Origin of the sequence: Lactobacillus intestinalis, from assembly GCF_024397795.1 — a bacterium.
GTDB lineage: Bacteria > Bacillota > Bacilli > Lactobacillales > Lactobacillaceae > Lactobacillus > Lactobacillus intestinalis.
In genome coordinates, this window is sequence record NZ_CP072985.1 from 75,856 (window position 1) to 95,509 (window position 19,654).

Sequence of the window (19,654 nt, forward strand, 5' to 3'; positions counted from 1 at the left end):
TCTAGTTAAATTTATTTTAAAATGTTTCGTTATATAATTCAACATTGATGTTAAATTATATAACCTTAATGTAAGATTATTTGACAATTAATAATTTTAGGACTATAGTTTTTACAGTCACTTTTTAGAAAGAAGGAATTTTATGAATAAAGTACCCACCGATATTCATGGAAATAAATACAATCGGAATTTACTTGTTTTGGTTCTAATCATCGGCTCCTTCTGTACGGTTTTAAATGGGACCCTTTTGTCAACAGCGCTTCCATCTATCATGCGCTCTTTTAATATTAGTACAGCAACCGCCGAATGGCTTTCAACGGCATTCTTGCTCGTTAATGGTGTGATGATTCCAATTTCTGCTTGGTTAATCAATCGCTTTGGCTCAAGAAAAATGTATCTAAGTGCCATGTCAGTCTTCTTTATTGGAACTGTAATTGCAGCTATTGCTCCCAATTTTCAATTACTTCTTCTGGGAAGAATTATTCAAGGATTAGGAGTTGGAGTTACAATGCCACTTCTTCAAACAATCATGCTTTCCATCTTCCCCCCCGATAAACGTGGGGCTGCGATGGGAACAGTCGGAATTGTTATTGGGCTTGCACCAGCGATTGGACCAACTTTATCTGGTTGGGTAGTCGACAATCTTTCATGGCGTTATTTATTCAGCATTATTGCTCCTATCGCCGGAATCGTTATCATCTTGGCTTTCTTTTTAGTAAAGGATGTCCTCCCCACTAAAAAAGAAAAAATCGATATAATTTCAGTTACTACTTCAACTTTAGGATTCGGAAGTTTGCTTTATGGCTTTTCTGAAGCAGGAAACAAAGGTTGGACTAATCCAGAAATCCTTGGCTTTATTGCCTTTGGAATCGTATTTGTAATCCTATTTGGTTTACGTCAACTTCACATGAAGGATCCATTTTTAGATATTACCGTCTTTAAACATTTTGAATTTTCATTAGCGGCTGCTTTAAGTGGTATCACTAACCTTGCCATGGTTGGAATTGAAATGGTTCTTCCTTTATACATTCAAAACTTGCGTGGAGTTTCTGCCTTCCATTCAGGTTTAATGCTATTACCTGGGGCTTTGATGATCGGAATTATGTCCCCAATTACTGGTAGAATTTTCGATCGATATGGTGCAAGAAAAATGGCCATCACAGGGATGACCTTGCTTACTTTAGGCACCGTACCATTTCTATTTTTAACCACTCAAAGTTCTTACTTGATGATTACTGTGTTATATGCCGTGAGAATGGTCGGGGTAGCTTTGGTTATGATGAATGTTACTACTTCCGGGATGAATTCACTGCCTCTAGATAAAATTTCTCACGGAACTGCGGTTAACAATACCTTTAGACAGGTACTTAGTTCAATTGGGACTGCCATTTTAGTTTCCGTATTGACTACTACCACTAACAATAACATGCCAAGTAAAACTATGCTTCACAATCTTCCTCTTCAATATAAGAATAATGCGATTAACGCAACGCTTGATGGATTCCGAGCATCGTTTGCAATGAGTATTCTCTTTGCTTTAATTGCATTAGTCCTTTCCTTCTTCTTGAAAAAAGGTAATCGTGCTCAGCAAAGACTTGAGAGAGGTGAAAAATAATGATTATTCTTATTTTAATTATCGCCGCTATCGGTTTCATTTACTTTAATGTAATTCCTGGAAAAGGCCATACAATTTGTGCGTGGATTTCGTTAGCATTCGTTGCTTTGACTATTGTGGGAATTGTAGAACACGATTATAGTCATTATGGGATGAAAACCAAGGTTGAAACTAGTAGTCATCAATTAGTTTCGAGTGTTAATCCTAAACTACCTATCTTGCTTTACCAACCCTTAGGAAATGGTACAGAAAAAGTTTACCTTTATAAAACTGACAATCTTCAGAAAAAACCAAAAACTACCCGTACTGATCATACTTCTATTCACGTTACTCGCTCTTCTACTCCAAAAGTAGTAATAAAAACTACTCGATATGTTTACAAAGATAGCTTTAATGCATTCATGTTTGGAGTATTTGGTCATAATAATGAATTCAAGAAACACCAATATAACTTTTATGTACCTAAAAATTGGCAAGTTCTGTCCACTTCTCAGTTGAAAACTCTTCAAGCACGAATGAAGAAAATGGAGGCACAAACAAAACTTATGCATGAATAACAAAAAATCTGCCAGCTCTCAGTGAGTTGGCAGATTTTTTATTGGAACTTTAGAGAAGACGAGATCAATGAAAATTAATTCTTTCACTATAAAATGATATAATGAACAGAAATAGGAATGTGCAAAAGGAGGGTTTAATATCAATGGAGCAAAATAATCTAATTTTAGCTATTTTGTATTAGATTTATAAGTAAGCTGCAAAATTAGAAGATACTTTTCTTTTGAATATTCCTGTACTAAATGATATTACACACAAATTAGAAATATAAAGGAGCACTTTTTATAGAGAAAAATATATATGGTTAAATTAAATCTTGATGATCCGAATATTATGGCAGCAAATGAAGCATCAAAAATTTGGGGTCATGCAGAAAACTATGTTCGACCATTTATGAAACAAAATCCCAATAAATTTCCAAAGGGATCAATCAGAAAATTTGGAAAACAATGGGTAGTTACAACTGAAGGAATGGAAGCTATAACAGGTGTTAAAGACCCCCGCAAGAAATAATATTCAAGAGACTGCATTAAAGTGGTCTTTTTTATTGTTGAGAAATTTATGGTTGTTTAATGCTGATGATAATTCTAAAATTAAACAAAAAATTTGGAAAGATCCTTCACGAAAATTGAGCCATGAATATACCAGTATTAATAATTTTATTAAGGATTACAAATATGATTATACAGAAGCTCAAATACATGGAGATTTATCCGCAAATGATGTTAATTATGTATCAGTGTCTAGAATTAACTGAAATATTACAACCAGAACTAAAACAAGACGGTATAAAATATAAAGTAATTGGAGGTAAATATGATGATTAAACTATTAGCTAAAAACAACGAATATTATGTTTTTGCGGTTGATTATTATTTTTATACCGTCAATAGGTCTACTGGTAAAATTTTACCCCAAGAATATTTAGTTCCATTATTAAAATATGGCGCTCCCTATGAATACGGTGATTTTACTAATGAATGTTCTAAGGAGTATTTAGAAGAAATTAGTAATAAAACATCTGACTATAGTAAAAAATATATTGAAGACCTTGTTAATATTGGAGAATTACCACGTAACGAAGTAATGCCTTATATGATTAAGCGTTATGAACAGATACTTGCTAATTTTAATTTAGCAATTGGTAAACAAGTATATAAAAATGTTAAGTATGATCCTGATTGGATAGATGACCTTGAAGGATTATAATTGAAATTCTGTTTTCAAAGTAAATCATAAAAAAGCGAATCCTGATATATCAGGATTCGCTTTTTGGTATGTAAATAATTAAGGTGAAGTTATAAAAAATATGGATGAGATTTAAATATAATAAATGGCTTTTAATAATATTATCTATTATGTTAGCGATAATTCTTACAGTAGTAAGAACATTGCTAAGTGTTTGTGGATCACCCCATACATATGTGGGGAATACCTTGAACAAATAGTATTAGTTACCCATAATCAAATTGGCAGATCTTTGTGAAGCACTAGTTACACGATCCATTTGTTGTTCAAATTGACCACTTGATAGTGGGGACCAAGTTCCACCTCCGGCAACATTTTTAATCATCCCCATATTCTTCATTAGAATCTGTTCAGCTTGAGTACGATCATTACCAGATAAACTTTTAACAATTTGCCATTTCTGCATTAGACTAATATTACTGTTAAGCTGATTAATAATGTCATCACTTAATTCTTGGGTTTTGTAACGATCTGGATATAGTTTTTTTAAGTCTTCGAGAGTAGGTTCAGGACCTGTAGCTTGATTGTCTTCTTCATCTCCTTGATTATCTTCATCATAAGCCACTGGTTTAGAAGATGTTACAGATTTTTTAGTGTACTTCTTTACATTACTTTTACTGTAAGTAGCAATCCATTTACTATTATTCTGAACAGCTACCCAAGTATATCCTTTCAAAGAAGCTGCACCTATGGATGGAATTCTACCTCTAAAAATCCAAACTTTAGATTTGTTTCTGGTTATAAAAACTATCGTGTCTTTCCTTAAAGTTTTAGAATTAGACTTAATTACTTGTCTTGTAGCAGTACGCATTTTATAGATCTTTACATTTCTAGTCACGATTACTTTGCGATTACGCTTCCAGTAGCTTGAGTTAATTGACGGCGTACTAGCCTTTACACTTTGAGTACTTGTTGTACCACATACTATTAAAGAAACTAGTGCTAATAAAATAGCAATCCACTTTTTCTTCATCTGAAGAAACCTCCAAAAATATAATTTTCCACAAGTTTAGAGTCATTGGGAGACCAGAATTACCCTCACTTACGTGGGGAATACTTGATGGATTTTGTAACAATGCTGGTCCCTCAAGGATCACCCCCACCCATGTGGGGAATACTCTTAGAATTATTCGTCACTACTTCAGTAGCCGGGATCACCCCCACCCATGTGGGGAATACCCATCTGTGCTAGTGTCTTCTTGTTCTGATTCAGGATCACCCCCACCCATGTGGGGAATACACCAAACGCGAGAAAGAATTTTAAATGATTTGAGGATCACCCCCACCCATGTGGGGAATACCTTATCACTCTGCAGGCGCTAAAAATGTAATTAGGATCACCCCCACCCATGTGGGGAATACAAATTTGATTATGTCTGAATAGTGGTGACTATAGGATCACCCCCACCCATGTGGGGAATACCAATTGGAGATCCACAAACTAAACCTCAAATGAGGATCACCCCCACCCATGTGGGGAATACACTAAACAAATGCTGATCTATAGCCATTTCTATAATTCAAAATCTCTAATTTTCATTAGTTTCTTCTACTATACTAGATTGCATACCTATATTCCGATAAAATTATAGAGATCTAATTACAAATATTCTCACTTCTTTAAGTGCCTTTTCAAGTTATAGTTATACTTAAATGTAAACCTATTTGTAACTACTCATAATTTCTGAAGATTCAGAGAGACCTTTCCCAATTGATCACATACAATACCCAAATTAATTTTGAAAATTATCTAAAGTTAAATACATTACCGTTGAAAACTTTAAAGCTTTAATTTTCCTTCATCAATCAATTTCAAGGCTAATTGATACGTACTTTTTGCATCAAAATCTGCATGATGCGGATTTTGATTTTCAATTTTATATTCAGATAATACTGTACTCAACTTATAATTATCGAGAAATTTATTATTCTTTTTAATTATTGGAAGTAAATCTTTAGAAGTATTAATTAATCCAGAAATTTTATTTCTTTTATAGGCTATATCCAAAAAACTAATATCAAATGTCAGATTATAGCCTAATATAATTCGATCACCAAGAAAGTCTTTCAACATCCGTAAAACTTCAATTAAATTACTTCCTTTTGATTTTAATATCTTCATATTCAAACCAGTTAATTCACTTACATTAGCTGGAATATAGTTTACATCCCTAATTAACTTATAAAATACATCAACTTTTCCATTTTTCAAATATTTAACAGCACCAATAGAAAGAATTTCACTCTTATTAGGAGCCAATCCGGTAGTTTCTATATCAAGGACCGCAAATTTTAACAAAGTTGAATTATGTAACACAGACCGTGAAGTTATCTTAGCCTTATGATATTTTGCAGCATTACTAAATCCTATTTTTAAATTTGGCATTACATCAACATGTTTTAATAAAGGAATACCATCAAAATCTACTATTTTTCTGTCTAATCGAGTGGTTCGAAAGGTATAACCTAATTCATTATTCGTATTATAAACTAGTGTCGCTTCTCCTTGACCGATATTTTTTTGAACACGTTCCCACAATAAGTCTCTAACTTTTGTATTAACATTTCCAACATAGATGCCCGTTTGAATTTCTTGACACCATTTAGTTAAGTCGCCACGTAAGGAAGCTGGTGTCTTAGATAGAGTAATTACAATCATTAAAATTACTCCTCTAGCTCATGATATTGGACTCCAAATTTTTGAAGTCCTTTTCTATTGTCCCACAAGTTCATTACTGCATGCACTTCGCCTAGATCTTTAACATTCAATAGATATTTGAGATCTTTTACCATTTTTTCTATTAATTTCCCATCTTTAAAAGCATTCCTCATTGCATGTCTGGTATGTGTTGCAATGTCATCTTTTCCATATTCCTTAACCATTTCAAAAGCAATAGGAATTGAATAATCCGCCTTATACAGATCAGAAAAATCATATACAAAGGATAAATCATGGCCAGTATGAATAAACCCCAGTCCAGCCGATGCACCTAAAGCAACAATTACACTATAACTTAATCCATACAAAGCTTGATGAGCTGCTGTTAGAGCTTGATTAATCGGAGTACTTGATTCAAAATCATCTACCTTGTATTCTCTCCGGGACCAGGCAACTCCTGTTTTCTGAGACTGGTCTTGATAAACTCTTCTAATCCGTGCTCCCTCTTTACCACGCAATTGTTGCATCGTTAGCCCAGAAACATCCATTCCCGGGAAACGCATTTGATACATTTTTCGAGCAACCGCTAAGCGTGTTCTAGTGTTAGAAACTAATTTAGCTTGTGCTTGAAGCAAGAGTGATGAGTGATTCAGTGAGCGTCCATAGGCATATTGCCTTACTCCATCTTCACCTACCCATACTACTGCCATTCCTGCGTCTCCCATCAGTTCCATTGCGCGATGAGTTACATCAACACCAGGCCCAAGCAGTAAAACGCTAATAATTGCAGCAGGAATATAGACCGTTCCCGTACTATCAGCTACACTAATCGCACTGTCAATACGATTTAACTTTGCATGCTCTAAATATAAAAAAGTTATCCTGTCACTAACCTTACTTAACTCACTAATTTCTGGCTTTTTCGCTCCAAATTTTCTTTGCATGATTACATTGGGATAACTGTTAGTAATCCCATTCCGTACGCTTTCTCTCTTCCAATACCATTTATCATTGCATTTTTGAATTTTTTCAGATCTGTTATTTCTAAAATTCCTTCAAAGGTGACACAACTCAGTCTGGCTGTTCCACTTCCTTTATGACGCAATAATTTCCATTCACGATTAACAATATCAAATTCTGGATGATTTTCTTGAATTCCTACTATTTTAAATCCGTTATTTTCAGTTCGATCTAAAAACCACTTTTTTTGCTGAGCAATAGTAATATGCGGCATAATTCGGCCCTGTCTTTGACCAGGAACACTTATTTTTCGAGTAGGATTTGCTGTTAAACGAAATCGTAAGATTTCTCCCACATATAATTTATCGAGAAAATCGTCATACTTTTTCGTTATAGCTGTTCCTAAAACTCCATACCTAGTTAGTTTTTCTAAATCTGGTTTCTGTTCACTCAAAACCAATAAGTAGCTTTTTCCATTTAAAATATCTATGCGCCATAGATTTCTTGGACGATTATCTTTGTCTTGATATTTTGGAAAACATGATTCAACCCAATTGTGATAGGCACCCAAATGAGACAAATCGCTTATTTTTCGTCTGTTTTTTAAATCAATTTCAACTCTTGATAAATACATTATTAACCTCTTATATATTCGACATTATGTCATGCGTCGTTTCAACATGCGCATTTATTTTATTCTTCATTGGTATATATGTACTTACCACTTCACGGTAATTATAATATCGATTTCTTTGATCGAACGATCCCACTTTATCTTTTATTTGAAATGTAAAATTATCTTTTGATCCAAGATCAGCATCATAAATTAGCTCTGCATTAAAATTAGAATGCTTCCTTTGATACCATTCAGCTGCTTGCCAATCCATTGATTTTAAAACATTTAATGGTCTTTGATTATTAAACATTTCAATTTCAAGTGGTCCAGCAGGAGGACATGAGCGTCTACCTAAAAACAATGAAAATTTTGGATGTTGCAAAGCATAATGAATTTTTTCTATTAGTTCATCATCGTCTGATCCAATCGCTACCATAAATAGCGCATCTTGTAGATAATAGCGGTACGTTAATTTCTTGGCTTTTTTTGTGGCGCTTTTTGCATATTCAACAATTTGAAAGTCGTTTACGACTTGGCCTGGTTGATCACTTCTTACTGCAAACGCTAAATTATTTAATTCTAAGATTCTTTTATCATTCCGACTATATCCTAAAGCCGCAGAAATCATTCCAATTACTGCACTTTTAGTAGGATATGGATTGGTAGTTCGTCTCCCAAAAGTAGCTTCATTACCATAAGCTTGAAGTGGCGCCTTCAACTTAATCGTTAGTGTCTTCATTTTCTACCCTCTTAGCCACTACAGTAGAAACATCATCTAGTAATTTATTAATATCTGGTTCTTTTTCTCCCACAGTTGTTTCAAATTCTTTATTTGCATGAACAAAACTAGCAATTGGCTTACCAATCCATCCGCTAATATTATCAAATTCGTTTTCTAGTCGCTTAATTGATTTTTCAGTATAACCACTATTACTTTGAACAGCTGCTTCAAATGCAGAAACTAAGTTTACAGGAGTATCTTCTCTTAGAGTGACTAAAACATATTGAGGTAAAGTTTTATTTGCATAAGAGTTTTGATGACCACTAGGCATTGTCAAAGCAAAGTTTTTAATAAATTCTTTTAATCCAATTTGAGCCAAATCTATTCCTAAATTATGAATTAATTCATCCATATTGATATTTGCATATCTATATAAAGTAGAAGAATTATATTCAAGAGTCCCAAGCATAGCAGAACCTGATTCTTCGGATGTTTTAGCATCATCTACTGCTGTAAAGAAGTCAAATTCGGGCACAACTTCATGAGTGGAAATAGCGTGTGCCACTTGAGAAGAAGCTTCAACATTTAGCTCTGGATCATCTGCTACCATCCTACCAAAGAGTGCTAAATCTAATGATTGATTTTCAACCAAAAGTTTTTTTACCTCTTTTTTATCAATTTCATTGCTATTTAATATGTATTCTGCCAATTTTCTTAATTGACCAGGGCTAAAGAAAAGTAAAACCTTAGTTTCAAAGTCTTTATCATTATTTTTATCAATTTTCTTTGCTTTATCAAACTTTAATCCCATACCAGATAAAACTTCTTTAGCTTTTTTACGTGCATCATCAAAACTTAAAGAAGAATCTTGTTTCATTAACTCTTTGGCCAATAAAGTAGCCGTTCTTTTAGTACGAAATCCACTACGCCAATCATACTCCCTACTATCTTTTTCAAAGCCTTCTCTAATAGCTTTTTTCCAGCTTTGTGAAGACACACGTGATCTAGTAGTTCCCCCGTACACAGCAGTTTTAGGTGCTCCAGTATCGTCTCTATTAATATTTGAAGATGGAATAGTTTGTAATACGTGAATATCTACATATAAATTATTTTTTGTCATTTTTTAATCCTCGTTACTTTCTCTATTGTCGTTAATCCAAAAATATTCTCTTCCCCATTTAATGGCTACTTTCCTAGCAGATTCAAAGCCTAATTGAAAATTATACAAGTCATTTGCTAATTCAGGATAATTAATAATTGCAGCTGAATTATTAGCTTTTATAATTTTAGTTAAACTCACTAGGGATCGAGTAACAGCTTCTATATTTGTTGTACTTAATACAGCCTGGGCACGTCTATCTAAAGCATCTCGTAACCGTTCATCTTTACGCAAAAATGATAAATTTCTAAATAATGAGTTTGCATTTTCATTATCATATTCTCGATCTCTTTCACTATCATTACCTTGCTCAAAGACAGCATAGCAACGCAAAGCAGTGAAAATCGCTCGTTCTGAAATTGTTTGCCTACTATTTTCACCAAAAGTATCTTTATCTTTGATATATTCAAATAGCATCGGCCAAACAACAGTAGCTTGACGACTTAAAATAGAATTGGAACGTCTAAGAGCAGCTAAGATGGCTTTATCGTTGCCTCCTCGTTCATGTAATTTCGTTATAATATTATTGGTATCTTTTTCAATCTTTGTCATCAAAATAATCATCCCTCCTTAAAAATTATCATTTAATATGACTAAATATATTTAACTTATAGTGGTTAAATATAGTAAATATATTTTTTATTCCACTTTGTTCATCTTTCTTATCATGATTTTTTTGGCCAATAATATCTCTTGGAGAAGCATTTTTTAGAATCTCTTCAGCTTTTGTTATCGCTATTGTCTTTAAAATTTTCTTCCACTCAGCTGTTTTATCTGCCCGTTCTTGATCATTTCTTAAACTTGCTAGCCAATTAAGAAAAGGAAGATTTAGACCTTCATAAAATTTAGCGGTTGAATTATCAGCGAAATCAGTTCCATCTAGACCTCTCAATTTGCTAATGTTATTAGTAAAGATCCAAAAATCTTTTCCAACCTCTTGAGTTAAATCGATCATATTTTCAATATCTGCTGGCCAATAGTTCCTATAATTTTTATCAAATAGTACGTCTGCCCTGATTTTAAAACTATCATTAATTTCTACTACTGGAGATTGTGAAGTGGCATTTCCATCACTAATTAGTACTGTAGTTCTCAGAGTTAATGAAGTATCTGTAGGAAGATATTCGTTATTCTGGACCTCTCTCAGCCACTGAATTATTTTTGGTTCATGCATGTCTTCTAATTCATCAGAACCCGTAGTTTTAACATATTGCCCGAAATTTCTCCACATTGCTTTTGTTAAATCGTTTAAATGCTTGGTAGCTGGATAAACTTCTCCTGTTTTTTTATTTCTATGCCAAGTAGTCATCGGTTCAATAAATGCTTCTGTACTATCTAATTTTGGTAATCCAGCAGTAAAGATAATAGGCTTTTCATTTACCCATTCAATATGTAGCATTCTTGACCATAACGTGTACAAAGTGCTAATTGAAAGATCACGAGCAAAAGGCTCATCTTTTAGAAACTCAATATATTCAACTATGTTTTCAAATTCCCAAAAAGGTTTTTCGTCTTCATATTCTTCTGAAAAGACCAAGTTTAACATTAAAGTTTGAAATAAATTTTCCCCTTGAGCAAACACAGGATTTAATCCATACAGCCAACCAGCCGAAACGGAAAATTTCTCTTTACTATCTACTTTTGTTTTATCAGTAACCCCTGTAAAACTTTGATAAGTTATGATCCAGCGGACTAATTGCGCCAAATTTACTTCATTTTTAGTGTGCCTGGTTCTAGGTGAAAAAATTGATGGACTATTATTACTTTCAGAGATAGTTCTATTTATTTGTTTAACATCAACCGTGCCTTTTGGCTTTTTAAGGTTAATTTTTTTATTAGCAGGTACTTCCTGATCATAAACCTCTTTATTAACCTGATAGAAAGGATCATCCCCTAAAAAATCAAATTTAGAGCTATTTTCTTTTAAATATTGAATAACAGGCGTAGAAAATTTCCCATTTTTATGTAAAAGGTGCCAGGTATTTATCAGATCAGCACGATCATAATCTTCTTCTTCAGCTTCCTTAAGATACATTTTTTCATCAAGAGTTAACCATTCATAAGCTTCTCCATCCATATCAACTCGTGAATATACAGTAGTCAAAATAGCAACAAGTAAACGTAATATTACTAAATCTTGACTCGCCATATCACCAGCTAAACGTTGATAATCAGCAGCGTTTTCAAAAACGTCTAATAATGAAACTTCCTTTAAATTACCATCTTGATCTAAAACTTGAATCCAAGGTTCAGTGACGAGATTAAAACTTGGTTTATTCATCTTCCTCCTCCTTTTCATACATTAATCCTAACTTTGAAGAATATTTTAAGTTAAATCCGTTTAAAGTCGTTAAATTATTCTCATTGAGTTCTAGAACTAAGGCGCCACGTAACCAAATGTCCTCTTTCCATTTATTATGTAAAGATTGCATATTAGTCTCCAATTCTCTAATTGTTTTATCAATTGGATCTTTACTTTTTGAACTATTTACTATTGCAAAGGGTAATCGAATAGTTTGACCAGCTATTTCCTCACTGCTTACTTCTTCAATATTACGACCATCCATCAAAAAGGTTCCTTCACTAGTAGTTCTTAAAAGAATCACTTCAATAGTTTCTTTTATATCTCGAACACAAGCAGCGGCATGATTGTCATCGTTAACATTAATTTGTCCATCACTTAGCCATCCAAACAAATTATTTTTTCCTTTTTTATTCGGATTGCCTATTTGAAATACCCGAGCCTTCTTCTTAGATTTTTTTAAATCCTTTTCAAACTTTGCCTTAGAGTCAGAAATATCTTTAATATCCTTATCTACATTAGGATCATATACTTGTTGCACTAATGGAGACACATCCTTAGGAATATTGATTTTATCCGTTAGGAAATGATCAGTTTTCATTAATAAATACTTTTCATAGATAAACTCATTGCCCTCACCATAATCACCGTAGCTGTTGATTCCTGTTATATAGACGGTGGGTTTAGCCAAATGGGTAGGTCGGGAAATTTTGTGACGATGCAATCTACCAATTCGTTGAATAATTAAATCCATGGGAGCAATATCAGTGAAAAGAACATCAAAATCAATATCTAAAGATTGTTCTAAAACTTGCGTTCCGATAACTATCATTTTTTTAGGACGAGTAGCATCTTTTCCAATATTTGCTTGAAGTCGTTCTTCAATTTTTTCACGTTCAGGTGCTAAATAAGCAGAATGCAAAAGCAATACTTCAATATTTTCAGGAACCAATCTTGCTAAATCTTGTGCTCTTTTAACGGTATTAACAACTACTCCAGCTATGCCGCCGTCTTCTATTTCTGCGACAGCTCTATTAATAATTTCTTCTTCATTCCCATTAAACCGAACCACATTGATAGTTTTATTTTCATCATTTATAATTGAAAAGTTACTTACTTGTTCCAATTTATTTCCATCTAATATACTGAGTAATGGATAGCCTTCATTATGTTCCCAATTATCACTAGCTTTTATTTTTGGACTACCATATTTTCCTTTCAAATAAGCTTTCAATAAATCATTTCGCTTTTCTTTAGGTAAAGTTGCTGATAAAGCAATTACAGGCACATGATATGCCCCTAACCACTTAATAGCTTTCTCTAAATATGAACTCATATATGAATCGTATGCATGAAGTTCGTCAATTATCACCACTTTATCACTAAAGCCTAAATGTCTTAGAAAAAGATGTTTTTGCTTTAAGGCAGTGAGTAAAAGATTATCAATTGTTCCAACTGCAAAATGAGATAGACTCGACTTTTTCCCCGCAAACCAACTATTAATTACCACATCTCCATCTGTATCATCATAGATATTTTCGGCATAAGGTAAATTAGTATATGTTTTATTAAATTTTGCTTTACCTTGCAGTAATTTTATATCGGGGTGAGCAGCTTGTTCTTTCGCCATACTATCAAGCCAGTGTTTAACTCTCGAAAACATAGCATTAGTTGTTGCTTGCGTCGGCAATCCCATATATAAACCAGTTTTTCCTTGCGTAAAGGCTAATTGCTCAGCTGCTGTCAACGCCAGCTCTGTTTTACCAATTCCAGTAGGCGCCTCAATAATGATCAACCCTGGATCATTAGATTGAGAAATTATTTCCGACATTTCTTTTTGCACTGGGCGAGGAACAAAATTAAACCTTAAGCGATATTGTTCAGCAACCGAAGCTATCTTTTCAGGCATCCACTGATCACTAATATCCCAGTTTTGGATAGCGTGTTGATAACGCTCTTTCATATTTAATGAATCAAAATCTTCTTCTAATGAAATTAACGGGAATAACGATATATTGCTATAGTTAGTTAATTTCTCACTAGAGGCAAGCCAGTCAGCCATGATTAACATACCTTCTAAAATTACGGCTTGCGGCAAAGTCACTTCCGGAATATCCTTAATATCATCGTAGTGACACACTTCTAATCCATATTGAAAAAGATTATTTTGAACTGATTTCCATTGGTCCTGAATTTTGGTATCTCTGTCTCTACCCCAGAGATTTGAAGCATATGTAGTCAATTGGTTAGAAGTTAAATCTCTTTTAGGAGGAAGACCATGATGGCCACCAATAATTGAGCCTATTGATTCATTTAATCCAAAAGATTCCAGGAGAGTTTCACCAGCAATAGGGTGAGGTGATTTACGAATTCTATAGTTATCCATTTGGATTGAAGAAAAACCAGCTCGTTTTAAATTTTCATCTATATCTTCATCCAAATCTTTATGTCTTGGAAAAGATTGTTTATATTGGAAAGCTGGCGTAGATTTACCAAAATCATGGAAGAAGCCCAGAAATCCTACCAACTTATAAACATCATCAGAAGACAGATTTTGTTGTAAAATTTCTCTAGTACCTTCACTAATCCAATCATTATAAAGCCACTGCATTACATTCTTAGTATCAATTAAATGTGCAACTAAAGGAAGCCAAAATTCTTGATCGTCATGAACTGCCTTCTTTCCCCATAAAGCCTTAGTGGCTGGGGATAAATTTATCATTAACTACCATCTCCTTTTTGAATTCGATTTCATTATATCACTTTTGAATTTACTCTACACAATATTGTTTATATTTTTTATTAAAACTCCACATCTGTGGAGAATACTTTCCGAACTATACACTATATTCGGATCACCTTCACTACAGTGAAGAATACCTTTTTAATTATAATCTTTTTATTGAAAATAATTCTAACTTTGGAACTATTTGTGAAATAATGCAAGATTGGCTTCATTCTTTTGATTTTTTGGCTAAACACCTATTCTTTAAATTAAAGATAAAATATAACCTCAAAAAATTTGATATAAAATTGACAAATTTAGCTTTAACTCTATCATCTGAAGTACTTTTAGATTCTGAATTAATTAGTTATTAGTTTTTTAATTACATATTTTAGCTAATTCTCTTCTCCATCTTGCTTGATTTTCCAAAATTGACATAGTAAATATTCCTTATCTCTTTTCCTTTTAGCAAACTACCATAAAATAGTTAACAATAATTAGAGAGCTCACCTACCGTAATAAATACCAAGTCTTGGCTTGATATGTTCTAATTTGGTGGGGATCACTCCCACGTGTGTGAAATACAATATGTGCATGCTGACAATGGTACGAGGAAGGTTAATAAAGAAGAATCTTCTTTATTGAAAAAATGATGAATCAATGGAATAATAAAAGAAAGACGTAGTTTATGAAGGAAAACAGGGCTCTGCATAATACAACAGTATTAAGCGATCGGAAAGAGTGGGTATATAAAGTGCCTATATGGTACTTGTATATTTAAATGAAAGACGTGTGCAGGAAGTCAAGTAACTGGTGCAAATCCAGTCGTTACAAGGCATTCAGCATTTAGTTGAATGCTTTTTTGTTTTTCAAAAGATTGGAGGAGGTGAACCAGCTTTGAACAAAAATCGTAAGAAAGCAAACGAGTATAAATTAACCGTCACGCAAAAGAAGTTTGCCGATGAATAATATCAAGCCTGAGAATGTCACTCTATCAGCTAGAATCATCCCCACGTATTGTGGGGAATACTTTTGGATATAATCATTCAGAAAATGGTACCTATTATCCAACGGAAAAATAGAATCGAATAATTGCTAAGGTTAAGAAAATATGGAATAATAGAAATTGAGAATAAGTCGTCTAACCGGGAAGACAGTCCTAGTTTTTAGGGAAGATATGGGTTCAATTTCCGTCGTTCTCATATTAAAATAAAAAGTAAACATTTGAAGACGCTGAATAATCAGCGTCTTTTTTTATACCAATCTTTATATATAGTTTGTGAAAAATTTTTGTATTACGCTTGTGAGAAATATTTATCAAACTACTGGTACATAGGCAAATTGTTGTTTGTGAAGTTTTTTAAGAAAAGAGAGTTAACGATATGAAATTAGGATCACCCCCACGTGTGTGGGGAATACTTAAAGGCTGGCTTGCTAAAATGGGTGCCCACAGGATCACCCCCACGTGTGTGGGGAATACAGTACGGTATTCCATCAAAAAACATCAAAGAAAGGATCACCCCCACGTGTGTGGGGAATACCGTGCTTATGGTCAAGGTCAAGGATTGGCTCGAGGATCACCCCCACGTGTGTGGGGAATACACAGGAGCTATATTCGGCTCTTCACACGTCTAGGGATCACCCCCACGTGTGTGGGGAATACAGTACGGTATTCCATCAAAAAATATCAAAGAAAGGATCACCCCCACGTGTGTGGGGAATACATGCTACTAGTGGTACTGGTACATTCTTCTATGGGATCACCCCCACGTGTGTGGGGAATACATCAAATGCTAGTGAAGGGTTAACGATTATTGAGGATCACCCCCACGTGTGTGGGGAATACTCATACCAGACAGCTATCAAATTGCCCGCTATAGGATCACCCCCACGTGTGTGGGGAATACTACATCCGCTACCGTCCAATCGCTAAACTTGTAGGATCACCCCCACGTGTGTGGGGAATACTCTAAGGCGTCAATCTTTAAATATTAGGAATTTGGATCACCCCCACGTGTGTGGGGAATACCTTCCGGGAACCTTTTCCTTTCGCGCAGTCTGAGGATCACCCCCACGTGTGTGGGGAATACTAATCTGACTGATATCCCGCATTATCAATAAAAGGATCACCCCCACGTGTGTGGGGAATACTTTAAAGTGGACTGGCTTATATTTCTTTTCCCAGGATCACCCCCACGTGTGTGGGGAATACTCTAAAAGAATCCCGCCATATCAACAATTCTTTTTTATTATACCCTTAAATTCATTTACTTTGTATTTAAAATATTACATTAGTCTGTGCCCTTTTCCCAATCAAAAAAGAGATTAAAATTTCAACACTATACATTACTTAATTCTGTATTAACCTGATAACAGGCTATAACAAAAACCTTCAAAACTCAAAGAGTTCTGAAGGAAAACTAATTACATTAATAATGTCTTACATATATTCTATCAATTCGGTGCCCATGACTCTTATGCAGGATTACATTCGCCCGGCTTTTAGTGGGAGCAATATATTCACGCAAATTTACTAGATCCACTGTTTGCCAAATTTTTTCCGCTCTATCTACAGCCACATTGAGCGGTTCATTAGCCCAATCATAGTAAAAATTTTCAGGATTATTTTTATTAATCTTCAGTAAATGCTTAAATCTATCCATAAACCAATTTTCAATTATATCTTCATTTGCATCAATGTAAATAGAACAATCAAAGAAATCACTTGTTACTACTACCCCATTTGGAGGAAGCTGTAACGTATTAATTCCTTCTATAATCAATACATCTGGTTGAGAAATTATACCATATTTTCCTGGAACAATATCACTTAACTCTTGAGAATAAAGTGGATAGTAAACATTTTCTTTTCCACTAGTTACATCAGATAAAAAGTCACACAATAATTTCATATTGTAACTTTCTGGAAAACCTTTGCGACTCATTAAACGTCTTTTTTCTAATTCAGAATTAGGGTATAAAAACCCATCCGTAGTCATCAGTTGAACATGAAGATTAGAATAACAACGTTTTAATAAAATCTGCAACAGTCGAGCTGTAGTCGACTTTCCCACAGCAACTGAACCAGAAATACCAATAATAAATGGATGATTTATTTCATCAACTCCAATAAAGTGACTCTGTAATTGAGAAAGCATCTTTTTATGTTGAGCAAAGAGATGTAAAAATTTAACTAATGGGATATAGATTTCATTTACATCATTCATATCAATTACATCACCTAATGCAGCTAAATCTGTCAATATCCTTTATTGCTTTGCTAATTGCAGGTTGAGATACATGCAAGATCTTAGCGCTTTTAGTTAAATTAAAGTCATTATCAACCACTGTTAATAAATACCTAATATTATCAATGTCCACCAGTACCTCTTCCTTTCGTCAAAGTTAAAAACTACTTTTACTTATCATTTTTAATATTCATTACCGGTTCTTCGAAAATTCTAGCATCCATTTCCTTCAAGTTTTTACTAATAATAGGTTTAAAGTCCATTTGATCTAGAACATCTTTTTGTAAGTCGATTCCCGGTGCAATTTCCACTAGTTCGAGTCTATCTTTAACTAATCTAAAGACTGCACGTTCCGTTACATACCAAACTTCTTGCTTGCTATCATAAGCAACCTTACCTGAGAATGTGATTTGCTGAACATGTTTTACAAACTTCTTTACTTTACCTTCTTGAATAATGTGTAACTTACCATCTTTAATTTCTTCTTTAAGTCCACCAGCCGTGAAAGTACCAGTAAAGACAATCTTTGAGGTATATTGTGTAATATCAACAAATCCACCAGTACCAGCAATCTTTGGACCAAATTTAGAAACATTCAAGTTTCCTTTTTCATCAGCTTCAGCTAAACCTAAGTACGTAGCATCTAACCCCCCGCCATTATAGAAATCAAACATATATGGTTCATCAATAGTAGCTTGAGGGGCAATAGCAGTACCAAAGCTCCCACCACCAAGTGAAGTACCACCAAAAGTACCGGCTTCCACGGTAGTAACGATATTATCAGATAAACCTTCTTCTTTCATTACCATTGCACAATACATTGGATATTGACCAATACCAAAATTTACACAATGATCTGTTTCTGGATTGAAGATAAAAGCAGCTCTTCTAGCAATTACCTTCTTCTTATCAAGAGGAAGATCTAATTGCTGAGCATCTTTTACAATATTAGATTTGATAATATCGGGATTATAGATATAATCTGTAGTTTGCTTAGTCATTTCAGGATTATCAGTTGGAACTACATAATCTACCAAAACTCCTGGAACACGAGCTGCCTTAGGGTCTAAGCTTCCAGCTTTTACTACTTTCTTAACTTGAACAATCACTTTACCGCCATTATTATGAGCCGCCATGGCTACAGCAGTTACATCCATCGTTAATGGTTCATCATCAAAAGTGATGTTTCCATTTTCATCAGCATAAGTACCACGGAAAATAGCTACGTCAGGTTTCGGGGTTTCATAAGCTAAATAATCTTTACCATGAATCTTAATTCTATTAACTAAAGTTGAATTCTTAGCAGCTTCGTTCAAACGACCTCCGTCATTTTCAGGGTCAACGAAAGTTCCTAATCCAGTATGAGTTACCAAAACCGGTCTGTGAGCTGCAGCATCTCTAAAGAGCTGTGAAATTGTGCCTTGTGGGAAGTTAAATGCTTCAAATTCATTTGCTGCAACCATTGGAGCCAATTTTGGAGCTAAGGACCAAAGTCCACCAACTACTCGACGTAGCATCCCTTTTTCAGCAAAATTTTCAACTGCTGATCCATTATTGTCTCCAATACCGCATCCATACCAAACATCTAATGCCTTTGGATGACCAGTTTCTTGGTATCTAGCCTTCATCTTTTCCAAAATTTCTTCAGCTACATCTGTACTCAAGCATCCATCAAGAGCAACAGTAGCGTTATCTGGTACTAATTCGGCTGCGGTCTTACTATCAATAACTTTAACTGACATAAAATTTTCCTCCTAGCTATAAGCTGTTAGTAATCCTACATTTCTACTGAATTGGAAACCAGATGAGTTAATGATGATTTTGAGAGCCATTTTCAACTAGTAGA

General features: G+C 34.1%; 17 protein-coding genes and 2 CRISPR repeat arrays. Of the genes, 5 read left to right on the plus strand and 12 right to left on the minus strand.

All coding sequences use genetic code 11. The features are described from left to right. The first annotated feature begins 142 nt into the window (after nt 1-142). The 4 genes from KBW87_RS08455 (at nt 143) to KBW87_RS08470 (ending at nt 3,379) form a co-directional block, all read left to right on the plus strand. Nucleotides 143-1,615 (plus strand): MDR family MFS transporter, encoded by a 1,473-nt coding sequence (locus KBW87_RS08455; protein WP_057808671.1) that lies wholly within the window; start codon nt 143-145, stop codon nt 1,613-1,615. After that, on the plus strand, nt 1,615-2,172 hold the full coding sequence (locus tag KBW87_RS08460; RefSeq protein WP_057808674.1) for a DUF4811 domain-containing protein: 558 nt from the start codon (nt 1,615-1,617) through the stop codon (nt 2,170-2,172). Before KBW87_RS08455 ends, KBW87_RS08460 begins: the two co-directional genes overlap by 1 nt. 298 nt (nt 2,173-2,470) lie before the next feature. Then, entirely contained in the window at nt 2,471-2,683 is a 213-nt protein-coding gene (locus tag KBW87_RS08465) for a helix-turn-helix domain-containing protein (RefSeq protein ID WP_057808676.1), read from the plus strand. Between the two features lie 303 nt (nt 2,684-2,986). After that, a complete protein-coding gene (locus KBW87_RS08470; RefSeq protein WP_135960279.1) occupies nt 2,987-3,379 on the plus strand; it encodes a hypothetical protein in 393 nt (130 codons plus the stop codon). A gap of 241 nt (nt 3,380-3,620) precedes the next feature. Here KBW87_RS08470 and KBW87_RS08475 read toward each other — a convergent pair whose 3' ends face one another. From KBW87_RS08475 to KBW87_RS08515, 9 genes are all read right to left on the minus strand, one after another. Then, the gene (locus KBW87_RS08475) at nt 3,621-4,391 is read right to left on the minus strand and encodes a hypothetical protein (protein ID WP_057808685.1); all 771 of its coding nucleotides are present in this window, start codon (nt 4,389-4,391) and stop codon (nt 3,621-3,623) included. Between the two features lie 116 nt (nt 4,392-4,507). Continuing rightward, nucleotides 4,508-4,902: a CRISPR direct-repeat array (repeat unit 29 nt; unit sequence AGGATCACCCCCACCCATGTGGGGAATAC). A 296-nt stretch (nt 4,903-5,198) separates the two neighbouring features. Beyond that, nucleotides 5,199-6,077, minus strand: a complete 879-nt coding sequence (gene cas2e / locus KBW87_RS08480) for a type I-E CRISPR-associated endoribonuclease Cas2e (protein ID WP_057808687.1) — start codon at nt 6,075-6,077, stop codon at nt 5,199-5,201. 5 nt (nt 6,078-6,082) lie between these two features. After that, entirely contained in the window at nt 6,083-7,021 is a 939-nt protein-coding gene (gene cas1e / locus KBW87_RS08485; protein ID WP_057808689.1) for a type I-E CRISPR-associated endonuclease Cas1e, read from the minus strand. Nucleotides 7,022-7,023: 2 nt separating this feature from the next. Then, nucleotides 7,024-7,671, minus strand: a complete 648-nt coding sequence (gene cas6e, locus KBW87_RS08490; RefSeq protein ID WP_057808691.1) for a type I-E CRISPR-associated protein Cas6/Cse3/CasE — start codon at nt 7,669-7,671, stop codon at nt 7,024-7,026. A gap of 10 nt (nt 7,672-7,681) precedes the next feature. Next, on the minus strand, nt 7,682-8,392 hold the full coding sequence (gene cas5e / locus KBW87_RS08495) for a type I-E CRISPR-associated protein Cas5/CasD (RefSeq protein WP_057808693.1): 711 nt from the start codon (nt 8,390-8,392) through the stop codon (nt 7,682-7,684). After that, complete coding sequence (gene cas7e, locus KBW87_RS08500; RefSeq protein WP_057808696.1) at nt 8,373-9,494, minus strand: type I-E CRISPR-associated protein Cas7/Cse4/CasC; 1,122 nt, start codon at nt 9,492-9,494, stop codon at nt 8,373-8,375. The genes cas5e and cas7e overlap by 20 nt, the downstream gene beginning before the upstream one ends. A 3-nt stretch (nt 9,495-9,497) precedes the next feature. Then, nucleotides 9,498-10,085 (minus strand): type I-E CRISPR-associated protein Cse2/CasB, encoded by a 588-nt coding sequence (gene casB / locus KBW87_RS08505; RefSeq protein ID WP_057808698.1) that lies wholly within the window; start codon nt 10,083-10,085, stop codon nt 9,498-9,500. Nucleotides 10,086-10,113: 28 nt separating this feature from the next. Continuing rightward, nucleotides 10,114-11,814 (minus strand): type I-E CRISPR-associated protein Cse1/CasA, encoded by a 1,701-nt coding sequence (locus KBW87_RS08510; RefSeq protein WP_083478824.1) that lies wholly within the window; start codon nt 11,812-11,814, stop codon nt 10,114-10,116. Then, nucleotides 11,807-14,557, minus strand: coding sequence for a CRISPR-associated helicase/endonuclease Cas3 (locus tag KBW87_RS08515; RefSeq protein WP_057808702.1), 2,751 nt, complete (start codon nt 14,555-14,557; stop codon nt 11,807-11,809). The genes KBW87_RS08510 and KBW87_RS08515 overlap by 8 nt, the downstream gene beginning before the upstream one ends. Before the next feature lie 816 nt (nt 14,558-15,373). Between KBW87_RS08515 and KBW87_RS08520 the strand changes: the two genes are divergently transcribed. After that, complete coding sequence (locus tag KBW87_RS08520) at nt 15,374-15,529, plus strand: hypothetical protein (RefSeq protein WP_157055096.1); 156 nt, start codon at nt 15,374-15,376, stop codon at nt 15,527-15,529. 422 nt (nt 15,530-15,951) lie between these two features. Beyond that, nucleotides 15,952-16,772: a CRISPR direct-repeat array (repeat unit 28 nt; unit sequence GGATCACCCCCACGTGTGTGGGGAATAC). Nucleotides 16,773-16,989: 217 nt separating this feature from the next. Here KBW87_RS08520 and coaA read toward each other — a convergent pair. Genes coaA through KBW87_RS08535 form a run of 3 tightly spaced genes read right to left on the minus strand, consistent with a single transcriptional unit; the run spans nt 16,990 to nt 19,550 of the window. Further along, nucleotides 16,990-17,787 (minus strand): type I pantothenate kinase, encoded by a 798-nt coding sequence (coaA, locus tag KBW87_RS08525; protein WP_083478826.1) that lies wholly within the window; start codon nt 17,785-17,787, stop codon nt 16,990-16,992. Between the two features lie 10 nt (nt 17,788-17,797). Beyond that, a complete protein-coding gene (locus KBW87_RS08530) occupies nt 17,798-17,941 on the minus strand; it encodes a LysR family transcriptional regulator (protein ID WP_338108162.1) in 144 nt (47 codons plus the stop codon). 37 nt (nt 17,942-17,978) lie between these two features. After that, nucleotides 17,979-19,550 carry an acyl CoA:acetate/3-ketoacid CoA transferase gene (locus KBW87_RS08535; RefSeq protein ID WP_057808703.1) on the minus strand — a complete coding sequence of 524 codons (1,572 nt, stop codon included), beginning with the start codon at nt 19,548-19,550 and terminating at the stop codon, nt 17,979-17,981. Nucleotides 19,551-19,654: the final 104 nt, after the last annotated feature.